Below are 19,362 nucleotides of genomic sequence, written 5' to 3' on the forward strand. Positions count from 1 at the left end.
CCTTTCTAGAGACGGTGCATCAGTAAGCCCGGGACCAGCTCCTCGTCGGCGGGGTCGGCGCAGGCATCGGCACACAGCACGTCGGTCGCTAAATCGCCGAGGTCACGGTCGGTTTCGGAGGCCATGAGCTTGAGTACCGAGAATTCCGGTGAGCTCAGGTCGCCCCGCTCGACGGCGCGCTGCCAGGTAAACCGCAATAGCCAGATCCGCGCCCACAGTTTGGTCATGACCCGCGAGAGCGACGGGTCGAGCAGGTGGTGGCTTCGGGCGGCGTCGACCAGCTGCTCGTGGCGGCGGAACATCGCGACGGCCTGCGAGCCGACGGTCAACCGCTCGCGGCCCAGCGTCGCCAGCGCGATCGTCCACCCCTGCCCGACTTCGCCGATCAACGCGTCGCCGTCGAGTTCGACGGCGTCGAAAAAGACTTCGTTGAACTTGGATTCACCGTCGATTTGCCGCAGCGGTCGCACGGTGATGCCGCGCAGGTGCATCGGCATGATGAACATCGACAAGCCGCGGTTCTTGTCTTCGCCGGTGCGCGCGAGCAGGATTCCGTAGTCGGCGGATGCGGCCGCCGAGCTCCACACCTTCTGTCCGTCGACGCGCCAGCCGGTGTCAGTCTTGTGTGCGCGGGTGCGAACGGCTGCCAGATCGGATCCCGCCCCGGGTTCGGAGAACAGTTGGCACCAAATGTGTTCGCCGGTGCGGATGGACTCGAGATAGGTAGCCCGCTGCTGGTCGCTACCGAACGTGATCAGCACCGGTCCAACCAGGTCGGGCCCGGCGATGCTGAGCTGTCGGGGCACGCCGGCGTAGGCGCATTCCTCGGCGAAGACGGCTTGCAGGGCGACCGATGCGTCGGCGCCACCGTAGTCACGCGGCCAGTGCAGGCACGTGTAACCGTGCTCGGCCAGGTAGCGGTGCCATTGTCGGCCCGGTTCGACGTCGGAGGCGGTGGGGGTTTGCCCGTAGTTGCGTAAACCGGAGGGTTTGGGTGCGGCTTGCAGGAAGGCGCGGATCTCGCGGCGCAGGGTGTCAATGTCGTCCACGTGGTCGGCTCACTTGCTATCCGAGCAGCTTGGCCGCGGCGGCCAGCCGGTCCCAATGTTGACCTGGTAGACCGAACAGCACCTCGTCGGTGCGTGCCCGCTTGACGTACAGACCGGCGGAGTGTTCCCAGGTGAACCCGATACCGCCGTGGATTTGCAGGTTGGCGTGGGAGACGGCACGTAGGGCCTCCGAGCACACCGCGTTGGCCATGCTGACGCGCCAGCTGCTTTCAGCGTCGCCATCATCGATCGATTGCAGCGCGGCCAACGAGGCCGAGCGCGCCAACTCGAGGTCGACCAGCATATCCGCGCAACGATGTTTGATGGCTTGGAAGCTGCCGATAGGGCGCCCGAATTGTTCTCGGGTGCAGGCATATTCGCGGGCCAGTTCCAGCACGCGTTCGCAGGCCCCCACCTGCTCGGCCGACAGCACCGCCAGTGCGCGGTTGGCGCAGCGGTCGATGACGTCGTCGACCGGCCCGTCGCCGATGAGTCGCGCGGCAGGCGCACGGGTGAACGTGATCGTCGCCATCGGGCGCGTCCAGTCGAGCACCCGTTCGGCTTCACCGGTGATACCGGCGTCGGCGGTGTCGAGCACGAACACCGCGGGCTCCCCGTCGGCGATGGCGACGACTACGAGGTCATCGGCGGCGCTGCCGTGCAGCACGTGGCGCACGGTGCCGTCGATGCTCCATCGCGTGCCGGCGCGCGTGGCGGTGAGAGTGATATCGGCACGGTCCCACAACCCGCCGGTGCCGGTGATGGCGGCGGCGGCGCTGCGTTCACCGCTGATCAGCGGCTCCAGCCGCTCGACGGGCGCGCCGGTCTCGACGAGCAGTCCGCTGGCCAATACCGCCGACGCCACCAACGGGACGGGCGCCAGCACGCGGCCCAGTTCGTGGGCCACCACGCCCAGCGTCGTCGCGCCAAAGCCTGCCCCGCCAACCTGTTCGGGCAACGCGATGGCGCTAACGCCGACTTGGCCGCACAGCACCGACCACAGGTGGGCGTCGAATCCCCGCTCCTTACCCTCCTGTTCCAAAGCCACTGCACGCACCCGCTGCTCAGTGGCCAGCCGCTGGCAGACGGCGCGAACCGAATGGGCGAGTTCGCTTTTTTCGTCGGCGGACAGTGTGGTCATCGGCTCAAGATCGCGACGGCGGCGCTGCCGGGGGCTCCGTACAGCTGGGCCATGGCCGCCGTCGGGTTGTTGGGCACCTGGCGGTCGCCGGCGCTGCCGCGCAGTTGGTGGACCAGCTCATAGACCTGCCGCAGTCCGGAAGCGCCGACCGGTTCGCCGTTGGCGATCAGTCCGCCGTCGGTGTTGATGGGAATCCGGCCTCCGATTTCGGTGGCGCCGTCGGCGATGAGGGCCTCCTGCTCGCCGTCTTTGCATAGCCCCGTTTCAGCCATGTGGATCACCTCGGAGCCGGAGTCGGTGTCTTGCAACTGGGCGACATCGATGTCCGCCGGTCCGATGCCGGACGACTCGTAGGCGGCCGCGGCGGCCTGCGCGGTGGTGCCCGGCACGAGCGGCAGTTCGATCGAGGTCCGCAATAACTCGAACGCGCCGTCGCGGCGGCTGCGCAGTTCGCTGGCGCGCAGGTATACCGGCGTGGGGGTGTAGCGCTTCGCCACCTCGGCCCGGCACACCACCGCGGCCGCGGCCCCCTCGTTGGGGTTGCAGTACATGTATTGGCGCAACGGCGCATTGACAACGGGAGAGGCCAGGACGGCATCGGCGCTCATCGGCTTGCGGCGCCATGCATGTGGCGCAAGGGCGCCGTTGGCGAAGTTCTTCTCGGCGATCTTGGCCAGCGTGCGCTCAGTAATGCCGTGGTCATGCATGTAACGCATGATCTTGTGCCCGAAGTAGTGGGTGGTCAAAAACATGCCCTGGTCGCCGTACCACTGGGGCAGTCCGGACACCGACGGATCGGCGCCGAATGCGCCGCGGGGATGCTTGTCCAGCCCGACCGCCACCGCCAGTTCGGCCTCGCCCAATTGCACGTCCCGCGCCGCCAGGGTCAACAGCGTATTGCCGGTGGCGCAGCCGCTCAACGCCGAGCGCACGGGCACACCGGTCATGCCGGCAAGCAGGGTGACGGCTTCAGGGTTGGCCACCTCCAGGCTGCCCGCCCAGACGCTGCCGATCTGGCTCCACTCGACTCCGGCATCTCGCAAGGCCCGGTTGATGGCGATCGCCCCCATTTCCAGTGCGGACCGGTCGGCATACCGTCCGAAAGGGTGGATTCCGACACCGATGATCGCAATCTGCGGGGTGTTGGTCATGGCGCTCCTCGGCAGCAACAATGATGACGTAAACTAGCTAACTATATAGCTCATTGCGGCGCCGGGCCACCGTCGGGGGCTGCCTGCGCAATGGAGCGAGATGAGAGGAGTTGAGCAGCGCGCTGCTGCTTGAGATGGCGTTGAGCAGCGCGCTGCTGCTTGAGATGGCGCCGCGTGATGCCGACCGAAAGGAGTGAACATGATCAAAAACGGCACCAGGTTGCAGAGCCAGGTCTGCGACACCCAGGTCATCATCGTCAGGACCGCAGAGAGTCTCAATGATCTGCGGGCCGGTGGCGCGCCGATGATCCCGATGGGCGCCGACAAGGCCCCAGACGCCGTCCTTGCTCCCGCCTTCGCCGACGGCAGCCTGATGGGCAAACGCTACGTCGATGACAACGGTGCGGAGGTGCTGGTCACCAAAGCGGGCGCCGGCACGCTCACGATTGGACTCACACCGCTGCGTGTCAAGGAAGCAAAACCATTGCCCGCCAGTGATTAAGCCCTGTGCGACCACTTCCGCGTCGCGGGGCTGTGGCGCCGCCGGCTACGCCGGCGTGAACGCGAACGTGACAAACGACTGACCGTCGGTGGTGTCCAGTGTCGTCGTGGTGGATACCATCGACTGGCCGATCCGCAGATCGTCGGCCCCTGCACCTACGATGAGTGTCTCCACCAAAACCCCTTCGGGCAGCTCGACGTAGCCGACAACATACGGCTTGAAGCCCTCCGGCGAGCGGTCACCCTTGTACGGCAGTGGCGGCGCGAACTCCTGGGTCGTATACGTGAACAGGGTCCCCTCGGTGGACAATTCGATCGGCACAATGTCGTCGGTGCCGTCGAAGAGCTCGGCGCGCTCAGCCGGAAATCTCACGGCGCCCGTCGACCGGCGTCGGGATCCTAACAGCACCGCGCGTTCGCCCTCGACGCGGAACAACCCTTCTGCGATAAGTGCACTCATCTCATACCACCTCGATGACCATCGCTGAGCCCATGCCTCCGCCGGCGCACATCGACAACACACCGATGCCGCCGCCGCGGCGACGAAGTTCGTAAACCGCCGATGTCAGCATGCGGGCGCCGGTAGCGGCGATCGGATGCCCGAGGCTGATTCCCGAACCGTAGACATTGACGATTTCCTCGTCGAGGCCCAGTTCACGCGAACAGGCGATGGCCTGGGCCGCGAACGCCTCGTTGATCTCGAACAGCGCGACGTCGTCGAGTGTGCGACCGGCGAGGTCAAGAGCTTTGGGGATCGCGGCAATTGGCGCGCTGCCGGTCCGGCTGGGCGGCACCCCAACCGAACTCCACGACAGGACGGCGGCCAGCGGCTCGCCGCCGACGCCCGGGGCGGTCAGCGCCACGATCGCCGCCCCGTCGTTCAGGCCCGATGAGTTGCCGGCGGTCACCGTGAAACCATCGATCTCGGGGTGCAGCACCTTGAGCGCGGCGAGCGTTTCCATGCTGGTGTCGCGGCGCGGATGTTCGTCTTCGCTGAAGGTGATCGTGGTGCCGTCGGTCCTCGGGACATCGATCGCGACGATCTCGTCGGCGAACGAGCCGGCATCGATAGCCTTGATCGCCCGCTGGTGGCTGCGCAGCGCCCACTCGTCTTGGTCGCGACGGGAAATCCCGTATTGCACTGCGCAGTTGTGCGCGACGGTGATCGACATGTCCAGGGCCGGCGCGTCCGGTGTCGGGGGATGCGAGAGCGAATGCCACGGGTCGACGTAGTCGTGGGTGTCCGTTCCGGCGGTGAACGGCTTGCGCTTGCGCACGACCGGGGTGGTGGACATCGCTTCTGTGCCGCCGGCCAGTACCGCGCGGGTCATCCCCGACGCGATCTGGCCGGCAGCCATGGCGACGGCCGACAGGCTCGAGGCGCACTGCCGGTTGACGGCCACGCCGGGCACGTCGGTCAAACCGAGTTCCACCGCGACGTAGCGGGCGATGTCGCCGCCGCCCTGCATGACCTCGGCCAGGATGAGGTCGTCGAAGTCGGCGGCCTGCAGCCCGGAGCGTTCGACGACCGCCGACACCACCGGCTTGGCCAGTTCGCTGGCTTCCATGTTGGCCAGGGTGCCCTTTCGAGCGGTGCCGATCGGCGTGCGTGCTGCGGCGACGACGATCGCCGGGGGAGTGGCTTTGGCCATGTCCATCCTCACTGTCGGTGGGACTCCTGGCCGACACGGCGGCACAGGGTATACGGTTATACAGATAACGGTATATCAAGAGGAGTGGCGACATCTGTGAAGGTGATCACCTCCATCGACGACGCGATGGCAACCGTCGGCGAGCATCTGGGTGTCAGCGACTGGCAGCGAATCGACCAGAAGCGTATCGACGCGTTCGCCGACGTCACCGGAGACCACCAGTGGATCCATGTAGACGCCGAGCGCGCAGCATCGGAAAGCCCTTACGGCACAACGATTGCGCATGGATTCGTGACGCTGTCGCTGATCCCGGCGCTCAGCCAGCAGAATTACCGCGTCGAGAAGCGGAAGCTGGGTATCAACTATGGGCTGAACAAGGTGCGTTTCTTGGCGCCCGTCGCGGTCGGCAGCCGCATCCGGGTGCGCTCAGAGCTGCTTGAGGCGACGAAGGTCGCCGACGGCGTCGTCAACCTGACCGTACGCCACACCGTTGAGCTGGAGGGTTCTGACAAGCCGGCCGCGGTGGCCGACATGATCACGAGGGTGGTGTTTTAGCCATGCGGGTACGCGTAGACAACTCCAAGTGCGCCGGCCATGCCCAGTGCTATGCCGTCGATCCCAATCTGTTCCCGATTGACGAGTCGGGGTACTCGAATCTGCAAGAGCACGAAGTCAAGCCCGAGGACGAGGAACTCACACGCCAAGGTGTGGCGGCCTGCCCGGAAATGGCGTTGATCCTCGAAGAGGATTGACGCGGCGAATCAAACCAACGAGGGCCGCAGTCCGTCGTAGGGCACCAGCCGTCCCGTCAGGCCTTCGGGTTTGCCGATGGTGCGCGGCACCAGCAGGCGGCGACTGAACCGCCAGCCGACGTCGAGGCGAACGACGTCGTCTTCATAGATCCCGAGGAACTGGATCGGGCGCCCATCCGAACGCCGCCGCGCCCACTCGGTGATCGGAAATCGTGCGCGGGCCTGGTCATGCTCGACATGAACGAGCCCTTGGTGCACCGTCTGGAACACGAACTCAAGATCGGCGGTGGTGGCCGTCAGCACCTCCGCGATTGCGTGCGGGCCAACGGCATCGGCGGTAGTCGGCGAGGACAACACACCGTCGGGTGCATAGACCTGCACGGCTTCGCCGATGTCGCCCCGGGATATGGCCTCGGCATAGCCGGCGGCCAGGTGCTGGATCGCGATGACGTCAGCGACGTTGGCGGCGCTGGGCTCGGGAATCAGCATGGCGGCTCCTCGACGGCGCGCATCCGCACGAACGCGCTGGCGACAAGTCTGTTCTCGCGGCCTTGGTCGCGAAGCTCGACACGGCACCCGGCCGCCTGCGACCGGGCCGCCACAAACACCGGGGTGGCCACGAAGGGACCCGATCGACCTGGCGCGACGATCGTCAAGGCGAGGTGCTCGACCGCCAACGCCTCGGTGCCGAGCGCGGCTGCCGCGGCCTCCAGCGCCGCGGTCTCGGCGATGACGAGCATGGGGCCATGATGGAGCCGTTCGGTGCCGATCTCCGGGCGAAGACTGGGGATCTCAATGAGACCGTCGCGGCGGCGGCGACCGGTGTAGGCCTGCCACAACGGCACGTCGGCGACGCCCTCGGCTCCCTGGCCCGGCTCGGGATAGATGTGGCCCTCCGGCGTCGGGCAGATGACGGACCAATTCGCGGTGCCGAAGCCGATCGGGCGATCCTGGTCGTCGGCGTCATAGATCCGCGCCTCAGTGAAGATCTGCGACCGCGCTTCCTTGATCACCTGGCCGACCACCAAGACCTCACGTACATCGACGCCGGGGTCGAGGATTTCCACGTCGATCTGTGTTAGCGCCAGAATCCAGATCCGGTCGACGTTGATGCCCGCGGTGTCGAGCATGGCGATCGCCAACGGTGAAGCAAGCACCGCCCCCGCCGATGTGCGAAGGTCCGGCCGCAACCGAATCTGATTGTCCGCGTGGGTCCGGTCGATCCAGCGCGGCCTCGAGGCGAGATACCGGTAGGTGAGCAGCGCATCGACCGAAGCGTCCCACTCCCCGTAGGGGCTGGCGGCCTCACGCCGAGCACCGAGATTGGTCATGGAGGCCTCCTTGCGCGGTACCGAGCGACCCGGGCCGATAAGGCTAAATATATAGTGGCATTCTTCTCGGCCGCAGCGCCCACAGGTTGGCAAGATTTGCCGTCGCCGTGGGCCGCCCTCCGAACGCCGGGCACTCGATGTCCGGTCGGCGACACCTGCACCAGCTCGAACAGCCTGCGCAGCCAAAGCCGTACCGATGCGACGTTGGTGTCCGTGCATCGCGTGTCAAGGGGCGCCGCACGATGCACGGACTACTGGCGAATTGTTCGCTCTGGTTCGCGGGCACGTCAATAGGTCTGCAGCCCAGAAGGCAGCGGTGCGCGGAAGCTTGAACAAAACAGTTAAACAATCAGTTATTTTTCGCTAGCCTCGGCGATGTGAAGTTGCGACTGCGGCGTGTATTGGCACCGTGCACTCGAGGGACTTAGGGCAGGCGTCGTGACGGCGAGCTTGCACGGGCGCGCCGCCTTGATCACCGGCGGTGGCAGTGGAGTGGGGCGGGGGACTGCGCTGGCGCTGGCTGATCGCGGCGCGGCCGTAGCGATACTCGGCCGAACGATGGAGCAGTGCGAGCAGACCGTGCATGACATCGAAAACCGCGGTGGCACAGCAATCGCGTTGGGCTGCGATGTCACCAAGGCCGACGACATCGACCGTGCGGTAGCAGCTGTCAGCGGCTCCTGGGGGCGCATCGACATAGTTGTGCACTCGGCCCAAAGCTTCAACTACGGGCCGATACGCAAGCTCAGCGCTGAGGATCTCGATGAGTCGTGGCGCACCGGTCCGCTGGCAGCGTTTCTGCTGATGCGATCGGCCCTTCCCGCCCTGCGGTCATCGCGGGGGCTGATCGTCAACATCGCCTCCGGCGTCGGTGTCACGGCCCCGCCAGCCATGGCGGCGTACGCCATGGCCAAGGAAGCGTTGCGCACCCTGACCCGGGTGGCGGCCGTGGAGTGGGGACCCTACGGCATCCGGGCCGTGGCATTGTGTCCCTTCGCCGCCACGCCGGGGCTCGACAACTTCGACACCACATTCGGCCTGTCCAGCGAGCGCGATCTGGTCCCGCAGATCCCGCTGCGCCGCCTCGGCGATCCCGAGCACGACGTGGGCCGCGTCGTGGCGTTCCTGGCATCGGAGGACGCCAGCTACATCACGGGAACGACCCTCATGGTCGACGGCGGCTACAGCTACCTGCGATGAGAAATGGCGGTCGCCGATGAAGTGGGGAATTGTCTTTTCCAGCACAGGTTTTCCCGATCCGGACAGCGCGGTGGCGCTTGCTCAGACCGCTGAACAGGCCGGCTTCGAGTCGTTGTGGGCGCCCGAACATGTGGTCATGTCCAAGCGCGCCGATGCCACACCGTACCGCGGCTCGCCCGACGGCAGCATGGCACGGTTGGCCCGGCGAGGCGGCATCCCCGACCCGTTGATCTGGTTTGCCTACGTCGCCTCGGCCACCAGCAGGATCCGGTTCGGCACGGGGGTGCTGATTCTGCCGGAGCATCAGCCGGTCGTGCTCGCCAAGTCGGCCGCGACGCTAGACCACTTGTGTGGTGGGCGGCTCATGCTCGGCGTTGGCGTTGGCGAATTGCCTGAGGAGTATCACGCCGTCGGCATGAATTTCTCCGACCGCGGCCGACGGATGGACGAGTACATCGACGCCATGCGGGCGCTCTGGCGCGACGACAGCGCATCATTTCACGGCCGTTATGTCGATTTCGATCAAGTGGAGTGCCGGCCGTGGCCCGTGCGCCGATCCATCCCGCTGCTGATCGGTGGATCGTCTCCGGCCGCGATCCGGCGCGCGGCCACCCGCGGTGACGGCTACTTTCCGTTCGTGTTCCCCGGCCACGACCCCTTGGTGGAATTGCCGCGGCTGCTGGATCGCGTGCGTGGCGAAACCGTCGCGGCCGGACGGGATCCCGCCGCACTGGAATTCACCGCCGGAGGGGCGCGCACCGTTGATGAGGCGAAGGTGTACGCGGAATTCGGCGTGCACCGGCTGACTGTTGCGATTCGCGCCCGCACCGTCGCCGACATGCGCGATGAAGTCGCCCGACTCGGCGACGAGCTGGTGGCGAAGACCCTCGATTTGTGAAGAGAACCGAGATCTGTGATGGATTTTTCCCGGATGCGCCTAAGCCTGTCAGAACGGCTGCGGCTGCTGGAGACTCAAACGGAGTGCACGGTCAGCTGGCTGAACTCCGACGGGTGGCCGGTGGCGGCGATCCAGACTTTCGTGTGGCATCACGACGCACTGTGGGTCACGTCGTTTCGCAACCGTCCGCGCGTTGCCTTGCTGGCGCGCGAACCGCGAAGCGCGGTCACCGTGTCCAGTACGGGAACGGCGCTGCAGCCCCAGCAGATGGCCAGTGCCCGAACGGTGGCCACAGTGCACGATGAAGCATCCGTCGCTCAATGGTTCTACGCTGCCTTTTCGCGGCGCGTCGTGGCCGACGAACGCCGCCCGGGCAATGGCACGCACGTTAGCCGGACAAGATCGGGTGATCATCGAGTTGCGCCCGCAAACGTGGAATACGTTTTCTGGAGCGCGACTACGCGCGAGTTGACCCGCGCTTGGTCAGCCGGGGTCGGCGGGTCGTTGCTGGTGTCGCCGGCCGATGACGACGTGGCTGAACGCGCTGAGGTAATCGGCGGCGGCATTGACCGATGACGCGTCTACGTGCACGATCGCCCACGTCGCTCCGAGTTCGGCGAATTCGTCGAGGCGTTCCAACGCCTGCCGCACCGAGCCGTCCGTAGTGAAATCGATGGCGGCAACGTCGATTTGGATGTCGACGGTGGCAGGATCTCGGCCGACCGCGCGCAACTGGCGGCCCAGGTCCTCCACGGCCTGACGGAACTTGTGGGCGTCATCGATGACCGCAGTGCGGATCGAAGAAGCCATAGCAGGGGGTGCGATGACAGGACACCATCCCTGGCCGAACTGCACCACCCGGCGCAGGGCCGCCTTGCTGTTGCCGCCGATCCAAATCGGGGGATGCGGCTTTTGCACCGGTGGGCTCAGCCACAGTGGGGCAGTCGCAGCGAAGCCCTCCGCAGTGACGGGCTCCTCGGGCTGGCGCCAGATCGAGACCAGCGCGGCCAGCCCGTTGTCGAGCAGGGTAGCGCGACGATCGAAGTCCACGCCGAGGGCGGAGAATTCCGAGCGAAGATAGCCCGCGCCGATGCCGGCGGTGAGGCGACCCTCGCTCAGGATGTCAAGGCTCGTCAAGTTTTTGGCCGCTAGGTAGGGGTTACGGAACGGCAGCACATAGAGGTTGGTGAGCAGCCGGATACGTCTGGTGACTGCCGCGACGAAGCTTAGCCCGGCGGCCGGGTCGATCGTGTCGTGACCGCCGCCGCGACGCCACTTGATCGACGGGGCGGGATGGTCGCTGAACGCGATCGCGTCGAAACCGCATTCCTCGGCCTGCACCGCCAGGCGTGTGATGACGTCGGGGACCAGGAAACCGGGTGCGGCGTTGGGAATCTCGCTGGGGTATTCGAGGGTGAACTTCACCGACGGATGTCCATCCCCGCGTCGACCTTGAGCACGCTGCCGGTGAAGCTGCGGCCGTGCTCGGATATCAGGAACAAAATGGCGTGGCTCACATCTTTGGGTTCGATCATCGGCAGGTCGGGCAGCGCGGTCTGCATCGCATTGACGAGGTTCGGGGTTTGCTCGATGACCTTGAACAGGGCGGGGTTTTGGGTGACCATCGGCGTCGCGCAGTTGGTGGGGGCGACTGCGTTGACCCGGATGCGCTCCGGTGCCAGAAGATTGGCGTACGAGCGCACCAGGCCTGTGATGGCGAGCTTGGACATGTTGTAGGCATCCGACCCGCCACGGCCGTCGGTGAGGTCCAGTAGAGCCGCCATCGAGCTGGTGGCCACCAGGTTGCCGCCCTGCCCGCGTGCCTTCAAGTGGGGGATGGCGACCTGGAAGGTGTTCCACACGCCGATGAGCATGATGTCGATTCCAAGGCGCAGTGCTTGCGATGCGTCGCGCTCATCCGGATTGGTCAGAATGACACCCGCGTTGGCGATGACGGTGTCGATATGCCCGAACTGCTGAACACCGGCGTCAAATGCCGCCTGCAGCGCCGCCTTGTCGCGGACATCAGCCTTTTGAAACGCCATCTGCCGGCCTGTCTTTTCCACCAGGCGCGCCGTCTCCTCCAGATCGTCCATGCTGCCCAATTTGTAGGGCACGAGGTCGAGGTCTTCGCAGATGTCGACCCCGACGATGTTGGCGCCCTGCTCGGCGAACATGACCGCATGCGATCTGCCCTGTCCACGTGCGGCGCCGGTGATGAAGACAACGCGGCCATCTAACAAACCCATGGTGGCTTTTCCTTCCCGTTACGATTGGCAATCATAAAAATAGTTTGCTAATTGGCGGTTGGGAAGGCGTTGCCTGAGATAGCCGGGCTCGATTAGAGCCTGAGCATCAGCGAGGGCACGGACCAGATGGCGGCAGCCACTCGACTCGCCGCAAAATCCTTGACCGTAACGCCGGCGCGGCGGCGATCCCACGGATGGGATCTTGAATTTAGGGGCAGTGGTGCTCGGCACCGGCGATACAGTCCAGGGGACTTTGATTGCGGCCGCTTCAGGCGTTGCGCCGACGAGGTCGTCGCAGACAGCTACACGTCGACGCCGGCATCAGCGAATGCTGTTGGAGACAGGTCAGCCCGCGCGGCGCGACCGCGATGCCAGGGTTATAACCCACCTCGGGAGACCAACTGGGCGGCGATCACATTGCGCTGAATCTCGTTGGTGCCCTCGCCGACGATCATCAAGGGAGCGTCGCGGAAGTAGCGTTCGATATCGTACTCGGTGGAATAGCCATAGCCGCCGTGGATTCGGATGGCATTGATCGCTATCTCCATCGCCACCTCTGATGCGAACAGCTTCGCCATGCCAGCTTCCATATCGCAGCGTTGCCCGCTGTCGAACTTCTCGGCGGCATACTTGGTGAGTTGCCGGGCAGCGGCCAGTTTGGTGGCCATGTCGGCCAGGTAGTTGCCCACCGACTGATGTTTCCAAATGGGCCGGCCAAAGCTCTCTCGCTGCTGGGCGTAAGCGAGGGCGTCCTCGAGCGCAGCGGTCGCGACGCCCAGGGCCCGCGCTGCCACCTGAATGCGCCCAGTCTCCAGGCCTTTCATCATCTGGAAGAAGCCACGGCCTGCTGTTCCACCGAGGATCGCCGTGGCAGGCACCCGACAGTCGTCGAAGCGCAATTCGCAGGACTCCACGCCCTTATAGCCGAGCTTCGGTAAATCCCGCGACACTGTCAGCCCTGGTCCATGTTCGACGAGGACCACCGACATTCCTTTGTGTCGTGGCATGGCGTGTGGATCGGTCTTGCACAGCAGCGCGATGAGCCCCGAACGGCGGGCATTGCTGATCCAGGTCTTTGCGCCGTTGATGACCAGATCGTTTCCCTCGACGCGTGCGACGGTGGTCATCGCTTGCAGGTCGGAGCCGCCACCGGGTTCGGTCAACGCCATGGTGGCACGCACCTCACCAGTTGCCATGGGAGGCAGGTATTTTCGCTTCTGCTCTTCGGTACCGAAGAGCAGAAGCAGCTTGGCCACGACGGTGTGACCGCCCATGGCACCGGCCAGGCTCATCCATCCGCGGGCCAACTCCTGCGCTACCCACACGTAGCAGGGCATCGACACGGGGCAGCCGCCGTACTCCTCCGGTATGGCCAAGCCGTAGATGCCGATACGCTTCATCTGCTCGATCCAAGCCTCGGGATAGGCGTCGGCGTGCTCGACGTCGCGCACCGTCGGTTTGACGTCGCGGTCGACGAACGCGCGGACCGTCTCAATGAGCAGGTTCTCTTCGTCGGTCAATTCGGCCTCATCGGTTGTCTAGGAGGTTGCGGGCGACGATTTCGCGCTGGACCTCGGTGGCGCCTTCGCCGAGCCTTTTGACGCGTAGGTCGCGAAACCAGCGTTCCAGTGGTAGTTCATTCGAGAGCCCCAGCGCGCCGTGTATTTGGATGCAGCGGTCCACCACCCGGTAGGCGGCCTCGGTGGCGTTGAGTTTGGCGATAGATGCATCGACTCGGACGTCGCGGCCGAGGTCGGCGTTCCATGCGGCTTGGTACACGAGTAGTCGCGCGGCCCGCAGTTCTACTTCGCTGTCGACGAGCATCCATCGGATGCCTTGCTTGTCGGCCAGCTTTCCACCGAAGACGTCCCTGTCCGTGACCCATTGGCGGGCGAGGTCGAGGGACGTCTGGGCGATGCCGATGGGGCCCGCAGCGTATGTGATGCGGCCCCTCACCAAAAAGTCGTTGGCCAGTGCAAGGCCTTGACCCTCGGCGCCGATGAGTCTGTCGGCCGGAATCCGGACGTTGTCGAAGTGCAGCTCGTAGGGGCAAAAAGATGCCATCACGTCGATGCGGTTGAAACTCATTCCGGGCGTGTCTTTTTCGACGATGAAGCAGGATATGCCGTTGCGGCCGGGTCCGGTGCGGGCATACACCACACCCCAGTCCGCTTCGCGCGCATGTGAAATCCACATCTTCGAGCCGTTGAGGATATAGGTGTCGCCATCGCGGCCTGCTTTGAGCTGGATCGCCCGCGCCGGATCGGACCCTCCCGATGCCTCGGTGATCGCGGTGTAGGCCTTAGTCATAGTGCCGTCGATGATCGGCTTGGCGTAGGTGGCGAACTGCTGGGGGGAGGCCTTGAACATCACGTTGGGCGGGTTTCCGCCGAATGCGCCGAGCGCAGGAAAAAAGGCCCCCATTCGGCACTTGGCTGCTTCTTCGGCCACCACAACCTGACCGAGAACGCTTAACCCGGTTCCGCCGAACTCCTCGGGGGTCTGCAAGGCCCACAACCCCAGCTCCCGGGCCTTGGCCTGCAACTCGACGAGCTGGTCGCGCGGCAAGCCGATGCTGTCATGCGGCAACGTGTCCTCGATCGGACGCACGTAGGCCGCCATGAACCGCCGCACCGTCTCGCGGAGCAAAACAAGCTCTTCCGGCAGCTCCCAGGCGCCGGTGCTTTGGGCGCTCACATGGATCGGGCGGCCGCTGCCCGCAGCTCACGCGCGTGCTGCAACTGCGGCTGGTGGTTAGCTTCGTATTGCTTGATCCATTCCGGCGGCAGTTTGGCCCACGCCTCGTCGATTTTCAGCCGCCGCGCGGTGCTGAACACTTCGGCGGCGACGACGTCGCCGACGAAGATGGTGTTTTCGTCGTTGTCCAGCAACCCGGTAATGGAGCACTCCACATAGCTGTGGGCGTCCAGCAGGATCGGTGCTCCGGTGACGCCCGGCTTGGTGCGCAGTTTGGAGATCTTGTCGCCGTCGCGCCCTGAGCTTCCGCCCAGAATCATCAGGATTTGCAGCGACGTGTCGATCTCGCCTTCGCCGGCGGAAAGCATATGCATGGCGAATACACCGGAGTTGACCAACATGTCGTGGGTCCGGTTGTACTTGGTCAGACTCACCGTGGCGCGCGGCAACTCCGGCACGATGCTCGCCGAGCCGGCCGACAAGGACATCAGCCCGTTCGCGAAGCCGTCGTCGATGGTGGTGACGGCGACCGGAAACGGCCGCAAGCCCGCCAGTACGGCATTCGCCGCGTCAAGGTCGATGCCCATCCGGATATCCTTCGCCGTGGGTTTGCGCAACAATCACAAGTATCGTACACATATGTCAGAAGTAAATGAACATGCCATCCCTAATGGGTGAGCCAAGCGTGGAAAGCTCGCATGACCCCAGGTGATCGGCGCGATAGACCAACGTGACAGGGCCGTCAGAAATCGTCAGCGTCTCGCAGCGCCCGGCGCCGTTGGCTATCCCTGCGTGCTCGCCTCGCCTGCGACGAGTGCTTGTGTTTATCCGCTCGCAATCGAAACACCGGGTTGCCGCCGGATCAGGTTCGGTAACTGGGCAGGCGGGCCCTGCGACGCTTATCGCCCGTGTGCCAACGCCGCGAATCGCGGCCTGCCGTTGTGTTGGACGATACAGATGCAGTATCCGTTACCTTCGCCAGCGGAACGACTTTGCACTTCTGGTTGCCGCGTCACGTGCTGGCGGGCTTCAGTTTCGCTTCCGAAGCCGCTGGTGTGCTGGTGATGTCCGCTGCCATCACCTCGCCTGCCTGTCGGCCCTCGTTAGCTGTCGCGATCGCGCGGATTATCGCCCGAACGAGGGCCAGACTCATAGCGATAGTAGCCGTGGCCGCCGCCCATATCACAATGCCGGGCACCTCGGTGTGCAGCGCCACGAAGATCGGCCACGCGGTACCGAGATAGAGCGCGCCAAATATGCAGGGCAGCAGTGGAATAGCGAGCAGCACACCAGCACCTCGCAGTCGGTTCCAATACAAGTAAAAGACCGCACCGGCCACGATCGGAAACGCGGCGTTTACGAACATGAACCACAATGGCACGCTGAAGACCGAAAACGGCTGCGGACCGTAATAAGTGTAAAAGCGCACATGTATGCCGAGCACCTCCAGCACAAAATCCAATGTCCAGGCAAATGCGTACAGCGCCCACAACTTGCTCGCTTTGACGCCGCGCCGCATCATGACGGCTCCGATGTAAGCTTCTGCGCCGAACAAGAACCCGTACCCAACCAAAGCGGCCAGCGGTATCGACACACCGAAGGCAATGAAAACGACAGCGAAATTGTCGCGCGCGTACCAGCACAACCCCAGGAAGTCCAGGAGCGGCTCCAGCAGGCATGCCGCGACGCCGGCCAGTGTCGCGCATGCAAGCAACATGTCGCGACGAGCGGCGCGGTGAACCGCAAAGCCGGCAGCAATCAAGAAGCCGACTGCACAAAGGGCTGTAAAGGCGACGCTCGATGAATGCGCAACCGAGAGAGTCACCGGAGGCTCGTGTACCACGTCAATTCCTTTCAGAAGTAGCCACATTGGGCTTCGAACTCCGCGCGACGCGCGGCGCGATGAGCTCGCCGGCAGGGTAGGGCGCTTCTGGCGAGCATCGACGCCGAAAGCGCTACACCCAAGGCGGGCAGCGCATGTCGGAAGCCGCGGCGATGGTCTGCGCCGAACAACACAACGAGCTCTGGGTGGAAACGCTTGACGGCCGTCGCGGCCATTGCGGTGCGACACTTCCGCCCGAAGCGTTGCTCGGTGCCACGTTCCTTGCTCGGGCTATGGCTTGCGCACAGCACCCGTCGATCACACATCACGACGAAGCGCCTTTCATCACTGTCAGTGCCGAAACTTCCTGTGGTGGGGTTTCAGTCCCGCGCCGATATCGCCCCTTCGGGGCAGTTGGCGGCACCGATTCGTGCCGCTTCCGCCTTGTCTGGAGGGACCGTGCCGTCGTTAATCACGATGCCGTAGCCCTCGTCGTCGTCGGCATAAACGCTCGGGGCGAGCGCGTAGCACATGCCGTGGCCCATGCACTTGCCCGAATCTATTGAGACTTTCATGGTGATTAGTTCCCAATCGTCAGGTATAGCGACTCCAGACCGACGGTGCCGCGTGGCCAATGCACTCGGGGAGTAGTGCCTGCGGTGATGCGGTAGTCCGGTATGCGCTTGTGCCACTCCTCGTAGAGCACCTGCATCTCCAGCCGTGCCAGATGTGAGCCGAGACAGCGGTGTACGCCCATGCCGAAGCTGATGTGGCGGTTATCTGCCCGGTGGAAATCGATGTCGTACGGACGGGGAAAGGTTTTCTCGTCGCGATTGGCCACTGCAAGATAAGCGGTGACGCGACTGCCTTCGGGCAAGGTATAGCCCAACAGGTCAGTCTCTTGCGTGGTGACCCGCGGCAGGAACGGAGCGGGTGGATCCAGCCGCAGCAATTCCTCTGTGGCGGCAGGAATGAGCGAGAGGTCCTCGACGATCTCACGGCGCCGGTCGGGGTTTTGCGCCAGACGCTGCATGCCGAAGCCGAGAGCATCCGTCACAGTGTCCAGCCCGGCAAGGACGAAAAGAAAGCACAATCCGATGACCTCTTCGTCAGACAGCGCATCCGGGGGCTGCACATTTAAGACCTGGCTGAGCACGTCATCCCCCGGCACGCCGCGGCGCTTCTGCACAAGCTCAGATAGGTACATGTACAGTTCGGCGGCCTTGAGCATGCCCTGCTGGGCTGCTTCGTCCACTGACGTCTGCCCGGCAGCGGCGCTGAGATTGAGCACCGCGTTCTTCCACTCAATGAACTGGTCCCGCATGTCGAGGGGCAATCCGAACAGGGTCAAAAACACCTGGGTGGGAAATACCGACGAGACCTCGGAGACGAATTCACACTCGCCCCGCTCGGCGATCGGGGTGATGAGGTCGATGACCTGTGCATGCAGGTCGGGTTCCAGCGGCTTGATCGCGCGGGGGCTGAAGAACGGCTGCAGGATGCGCCGGTAGCGGGCGTGCTCGGGCGGGTCGAACGCGATTGGAACTAGCGGTACCGGACTTCCCAGCACGTCAAAGGCCTTCTTTGACGAGAACACCGAGGGGTTTTTCAGGACCAGTTCGACAAAGTCACGACTCGTTGCGGCATAGCCGTCCTCCACTTCCAGCAACGGATTCTCGTCGAGGATATGCCAGGCCTGGTCGCGCGCCTCCGGCATCGGAAGATCGTCGGTGTGTACTCGCGGTAATGACTCAGTGGTCACTCTGGTCCTCGCTTCTGGCGGTGATTGGCGGCAGCCAACGTGACGCACGCCACATCGTGGCATTCTAGCCATCTCTGTCAGAAGTAGACAAGGAGCGGAGGCGATGGCGTGTGCATAGAGCGCGTCGATGTATGCACGCCACTGTTGGTTTAGCCGACCACAGACGCATCTTTTGGTATGAACAGGACGTCAGAAGCTGGCTTCGTCTAATGCAAGAGGGCAAGGCGCTGATGTAGCGAGTCACCGCTGCGACGAAGAGCTGCAACCGTGACAAGGCGCCGAGTGCCCCTACGTACGCGGATGGAACATCTAAAACCTATTCTACCCGATAGTCGACCAATGGTTGACTAACTCGGGCGAGCTGCCTAATGTGAACTCCCGGTGCCGTGAGCGTAGGAGTCGCCATGCATGTCACGATCGAGAAGGCTTCCGCGTGGCTGGGACTGGCCATGGTTGGTGCGTTTCTGGTCATGTTCTGGATCATCGCCGGGATAATTCCGCCGCTGCGGCCCAGCGACAGCGCCCAGCAGATCGCGGCGATCTACGCCCACAAACAATGGCGCATCCGAATCGGTTTGGCGTTGATGATCTTTTTCGCGTTCCTGTTCGCGCCGTTCTTCGCGCTGCTGTCCCGCCAGGTCCGACGCATCGAGGGCTACTGGGGGGTGATGTCGCTGACCCAGGTGATGCTTTCGGTGACGTTCCCGTTCGGTTTCTCGCTGTGCGCGATTTTTGCGGTCGCCGCCGCTTACCGGCCCGAGCGCAACCCCGATGTGACGCAGGCGCTCAACGACATCTTCTGGTTCATCTTCGTCGGACTCGTCGGCCCGTTGATCACGCAGGTGATCATCCTGGCCTTCTGCGTATTCATCGACAAGCGCGAACGGCCGAGCTTTCCGCGCTGGTTCGGCTATTTCAACATCTGGTATGCGGTCCTGGGTGTTCCCGGTTGCGCGATCTATCTGTTCAAGACCGGGCCGTTGGCGTGGAATGGGATTTTCGCCTTCTGGATTCCGCTGACTGTCTTCTGTATCTGGATGATCGTCGTGACGGTGATGCTGACGAAAGCTGTTGACGTCGAAGCGGCTGAGCGCGAGGAGCGCGCGGCGCGCCGGGAGTGGGAACCGGCGGCGTGAACCAGATGGTTCTCCGATCGG

21 protein-coding genes are annotated in these 19,362 nt (G+C 64.3%); 6 read left to right on the forward strand and 15 right to left on the reverse strand.

Going from position 1 to position 19,362, the window contains the following annotated elements:
* Positions 1 to 5: 5 nt before the first annotated feature.
* From ACFE99_RS03085 to ACFE99_RS03095, 3 genes are read right to left on the reverse strand one after another with little or no spacing between them, the layout of a single operon-like run.
* The gene (locus ACFE99_RS03085) at positions 6 to 1,049 is read right to left on the reverse strand and encodes an acyl-CoA dehydrogenase family protein (protein ID WP_375482319.1); all 1,044 of its coding nucleotides are present in this window, start codon (positions 1,047 to 1,049) and stop codon (positions 6 to 8) included.
* Between the two features lie 16 nt (positions 1,050 to 1,065).
* Positions 1,066 to 2,190: an acyl-CoA dehydrogenase family protein gene (locus ACFE99_RS03090; protein ID WP_375482321.1), complete on the reverse strand. Its 1,125-nt coding sequence runs from the start codon at positions 2,188 to 2,190 to the stop codon at positions 1,066 to 1,068.
* A complete protein-coding gene (locus tag ACFE99_RS03095) occupies positions 2,187 to 3,341 on the reverse strand; it encodes a thiolase family protein (RefSeq protein ID WP_375482323.1) in 1,155 nt (384 codons plus the stop codon). Before ACFE99_RS03095 ends, ACFE99_RS03090 begins: the two co-directional genes overlap by 4 nt.
* Positions 3,342 to 3,540: 199 nt before the next feature.
* On the opposite strand from ACFE99_RS03095, the gene ACFE99_RS03100 reads away from it, so the two are divergent.
* Positions 3,541 to 3,843 (forward strand): hypothetical protein, encoded by a 303-nt coding sequence (locus ACFE99_RS03100; protein ID WP_375482325.1) that lies wholly within the window; start codon positions 3,541 to 3,543, stop codon positions 3,841 to 3,843.
* 45 nt (positions 3,844 to 3,888) lie between these two features.
* Here ACFE99_RS03100 and ACFE99_RS03105 read toward each other — a convergent pair whose 3' ends face one another.
* Positions 3,889 to 4,302 carry a Zn-ribbon domain-containing OB-fold protein gene (locus ACFE99_RS03105; RefSeq protein ID WP_375482327.1) on the reverse strand — a complete coding sequence of 138 codons (414 nt, stop codon included), beginning with the start codon at positions 4,300 to 4,302 and terminating at the stop codon, positions 3,889 to 3,891.
* A gap of 1 nt (position 4,303) precedes the next feature.
* On the reverse strand, positions 4,304 to 5,494 hold the full coding sequence (locus tag ACFE99_RS03110; protein WP_375482329.1) for a thiolase family protein: 1,191 nt from the start codon (positions 5,492 to 5,494) through the stop codon (positions 4,304 to 4,306).
* 96 nt (positions 5,495 to 5,590) lie between these two features.
* Here ACFE99_RS03110 and ACFE99_RS03115 point away from each other — a divergent pair, with 96 nt between their 5' ends.
* Together ACFE99_RS03115 and ACFE99_RS03120 are read left to right on the forward strand one after the other, a co-directional pair.
* Entirely contained in the window at positions 5,591 to 6,049 is a 459-nt protein-coding gene (locus ACFE99_RS03115; RefSeq protein WP_375482406.1) for a MaoC family dehydratase, read from the forward strand.
* A 2-nt stretch (positions 6,050 to 6,051) separates the two neighbouring features.
* Positions 6,052 to 6,246, forward strand: coding sequence for a ferredoxin (locus ACFE99_RS03120; RefSeq protein ID WP_375482331.1), 195 nt, complete (start codon positions 6,052 to 6,054; stop codon positions 6,244 to 6,246).
* 9 nt (positions 6,247 to 6,255) lie between these two features.
* Here ACFE99_RS03120 and ACFE99_RS03125 read toward each other — a convergent pair whose 3' ends face one another.
* Positions 6,256 to 6,735, reverse strand: coding sequence for a nuclear transport factor 2 family protein (locus ACFE99_RS03125; protein WP_375482333.1), 480 nt, complete (start codon positions 6,733 to 6,735; stop codon positions 6,256 to 6,258).
* Positions 6,729 to 7,577: a hypothetical protein gene (locus ACFE99_RS03130; protein WP_375482335.1), complete on the reverse strand. Its 849-nt coding sequence runs from the start codon at positions 7,575 to 7,577 to the stop codon at positions 6,729 to 6,731. Before ACFE99_RS03130 ends, ACFE99_RS03125 begins: the two co-directional genes overlap by 7 nt.
* A gap of 438 nt (positions 7,578 to 8,015) precedes the next feature.
* On the opposite strand from ACFE99_RS03130, the gene ACFE99_RS03135 reads away from it, so the two are divergent.
* Both ACFE99_RS03135 and ACFE99_RS03140 read left to right on the forward strand, forming a co-directional pair.
* On the forward strand, positions 8,016 to 8,777 hold the full coding sequence (locus ACFE99_RS03135) for an SDR family NAD(P)-dependent oxidoreductase (RefSeq protein WP_375482337.1): 762 nt from the start codon (positions 8,016 to 8,018) through the stop codon (positions 8,775 to 8,777).
* A gap of 16 nt (positions 8,778 to 8,793) precedes the next feature.
* Positions 8,794 to 9,675, forward strand: coding sequence for an LLM class F420-dependent oxidoreductase (locus ACFE99_RS03140; RefSeq protein WP_375482339.1), 882 nt, complete (start codon positions 8,794 to 8,796; stop codon positions 9,673 to 9,675).
* 483 nt (positions 9,676 to 10,158) lie between these two features.
* Here ACFE99_RS03140 and ACFE99_RS03145 read toward each other — a convergent pair whose 3' ends face one another.
* The 8 genes from ACFE99_RS03145 to ACFE99_RS03180 all read right to left on the reverse strand — a co-directional run bounded on the left by ACFE99_RS03145 (position 10,159) and on the right by ACFE99_RS03180 (position 18,160).
* Positions 10,159 to 11,100 carry a TIGR03619 family F420-dependent LLM class oxidoreductase gene (locus ACFE99_RS03145; RefSeq protein ID WP_375482341.1) on the reverse strand — a complete coding sequence of 314 codons (942 nt, stop codon included), beginning with the start codon at positions 11,098 to 11,100 and terminating at the stop codon, positions 10,159 to 10,161.
* Positions 11,097 to 11,924: a mycofactocin-coupled SDR family oxidoreductase gene (locus ACFE99_RS03150; protein WP_375482343.1), complete on the reverse strand. Its 828-nt coding sequence runs from the start codon at positions 11,922 to 11,924 to the stop codon at positions 11,097 to 11,099. Before ACFE99_RS03150 ends, ACFE99_RS03145 begins: the two co-directional genes overlap by 4 nt.
* Before the next feature lie 377 nt (positions 11,925 to 12,301).
* Positions 12,302 to 13,444, reverse strand: a complete 1,143-nt coding sequence (locus ACFE99_RS03155) for an acyl-CoA dehydrogenase family protein (RefSeq protein WP_375482345.1) — start codon at positions 13,442 to 13,444, stop codon at positions 12,302 to 12,304.
* Between the two features lie 7 nt (positions 13,445 to 13,451).
* Positions 13,452 to 14,621 (reverse strand): acyl-CoA dehydrogenase family protein, encoded by a 1,170-nt coding sequence (locus ACFE99_RS03160; RefSeq protein ID WP_375482347.1) that lies wholly within the window; start codon positions 14,619 to 14,621, stop codon positions 13,452 to 13,454.
* On the reverse strand, positions 14,618 to 15,208 hold the full coding sequence (locus ACFE99_RS03165; RefSeq protein ID WP_375482349.1) for a flavin reductase family protein: 591 nt from the start codon (positions 15,206 to 15,208) through the stop codon (positions 14,618 to 14,620). The genes ACFE99_RS03160 and ACFE99_RS03165 overlap by 4 nt, the downstream gene beginning before the upstream one ends.
* A 425-nt stretch (positions 15,209 to 15,633) precedes the next feature.
* Positions 15,634 to 16,491, reverse strand: a complete 858-nt coding sequence (locus tag ACFE99_RS03170; protein WP_375482351.1) for a hypothetical protein — start codon at positions 16,489 to 16,491, stop codon at positions 15,634 to 15,636.
* 332 nt (positions 16,492 to 16,823) lie between these two features.
* Positions 16,824 to 17,018, reverse strand: a complete 195-nt coding sequence (locus tag ACFE99_RS03175; RefSeq protein WP_375482353.1) for a ferredoxin — start codon at positions 17,016 to 17,018, stop codon at positions 16,824 to 16,826.
* Between the two features lie 5 nt (positions 17,019 to 17,023).
* On the reverse strand, positions 17,024 to 18,160 hold the full coding sequence (locus ACFE99_RS03180; RefSeq protein ID WP_375482355.1) for a cytochrome P450: 1,137 nt from the start codon (positions 18,158 to 18,160) through the stop codon (positions 17,024 to 17,026).
* A 449-nt stretch (positions 18,161 to 18,609) separates the two neighbouring features.
* On the opposite strand from ACFE99_RS03180, the gene ACFE99_RS03185 reads away from it, so the two are divergent.
* The gene (locus ACFE99_RS03185) at positions 18,610 to 19,341 is read left to right on the forward strand and encodes a hypothetical protein (RefSeq protein WP_375482358.1); all 732 of its coding nucleotides are present in this window, start codon (positions 18,610 to 18,612) and stop codon (positions 19,339 to 19,341) included.
* Positions 19,342 to 19,362: the final 21 nt, after the last annotated feature.

It is taken from the genome of uncultured Mycobacterium sp. (assembly GCF_964249325.1).
In the GTDB taxonomy this organism is placed as follows: Bacteria; Actinomycetota; Actinomycetes; order Mycobacteriales; family Mycobacteriaceae; genus Mycobacterium.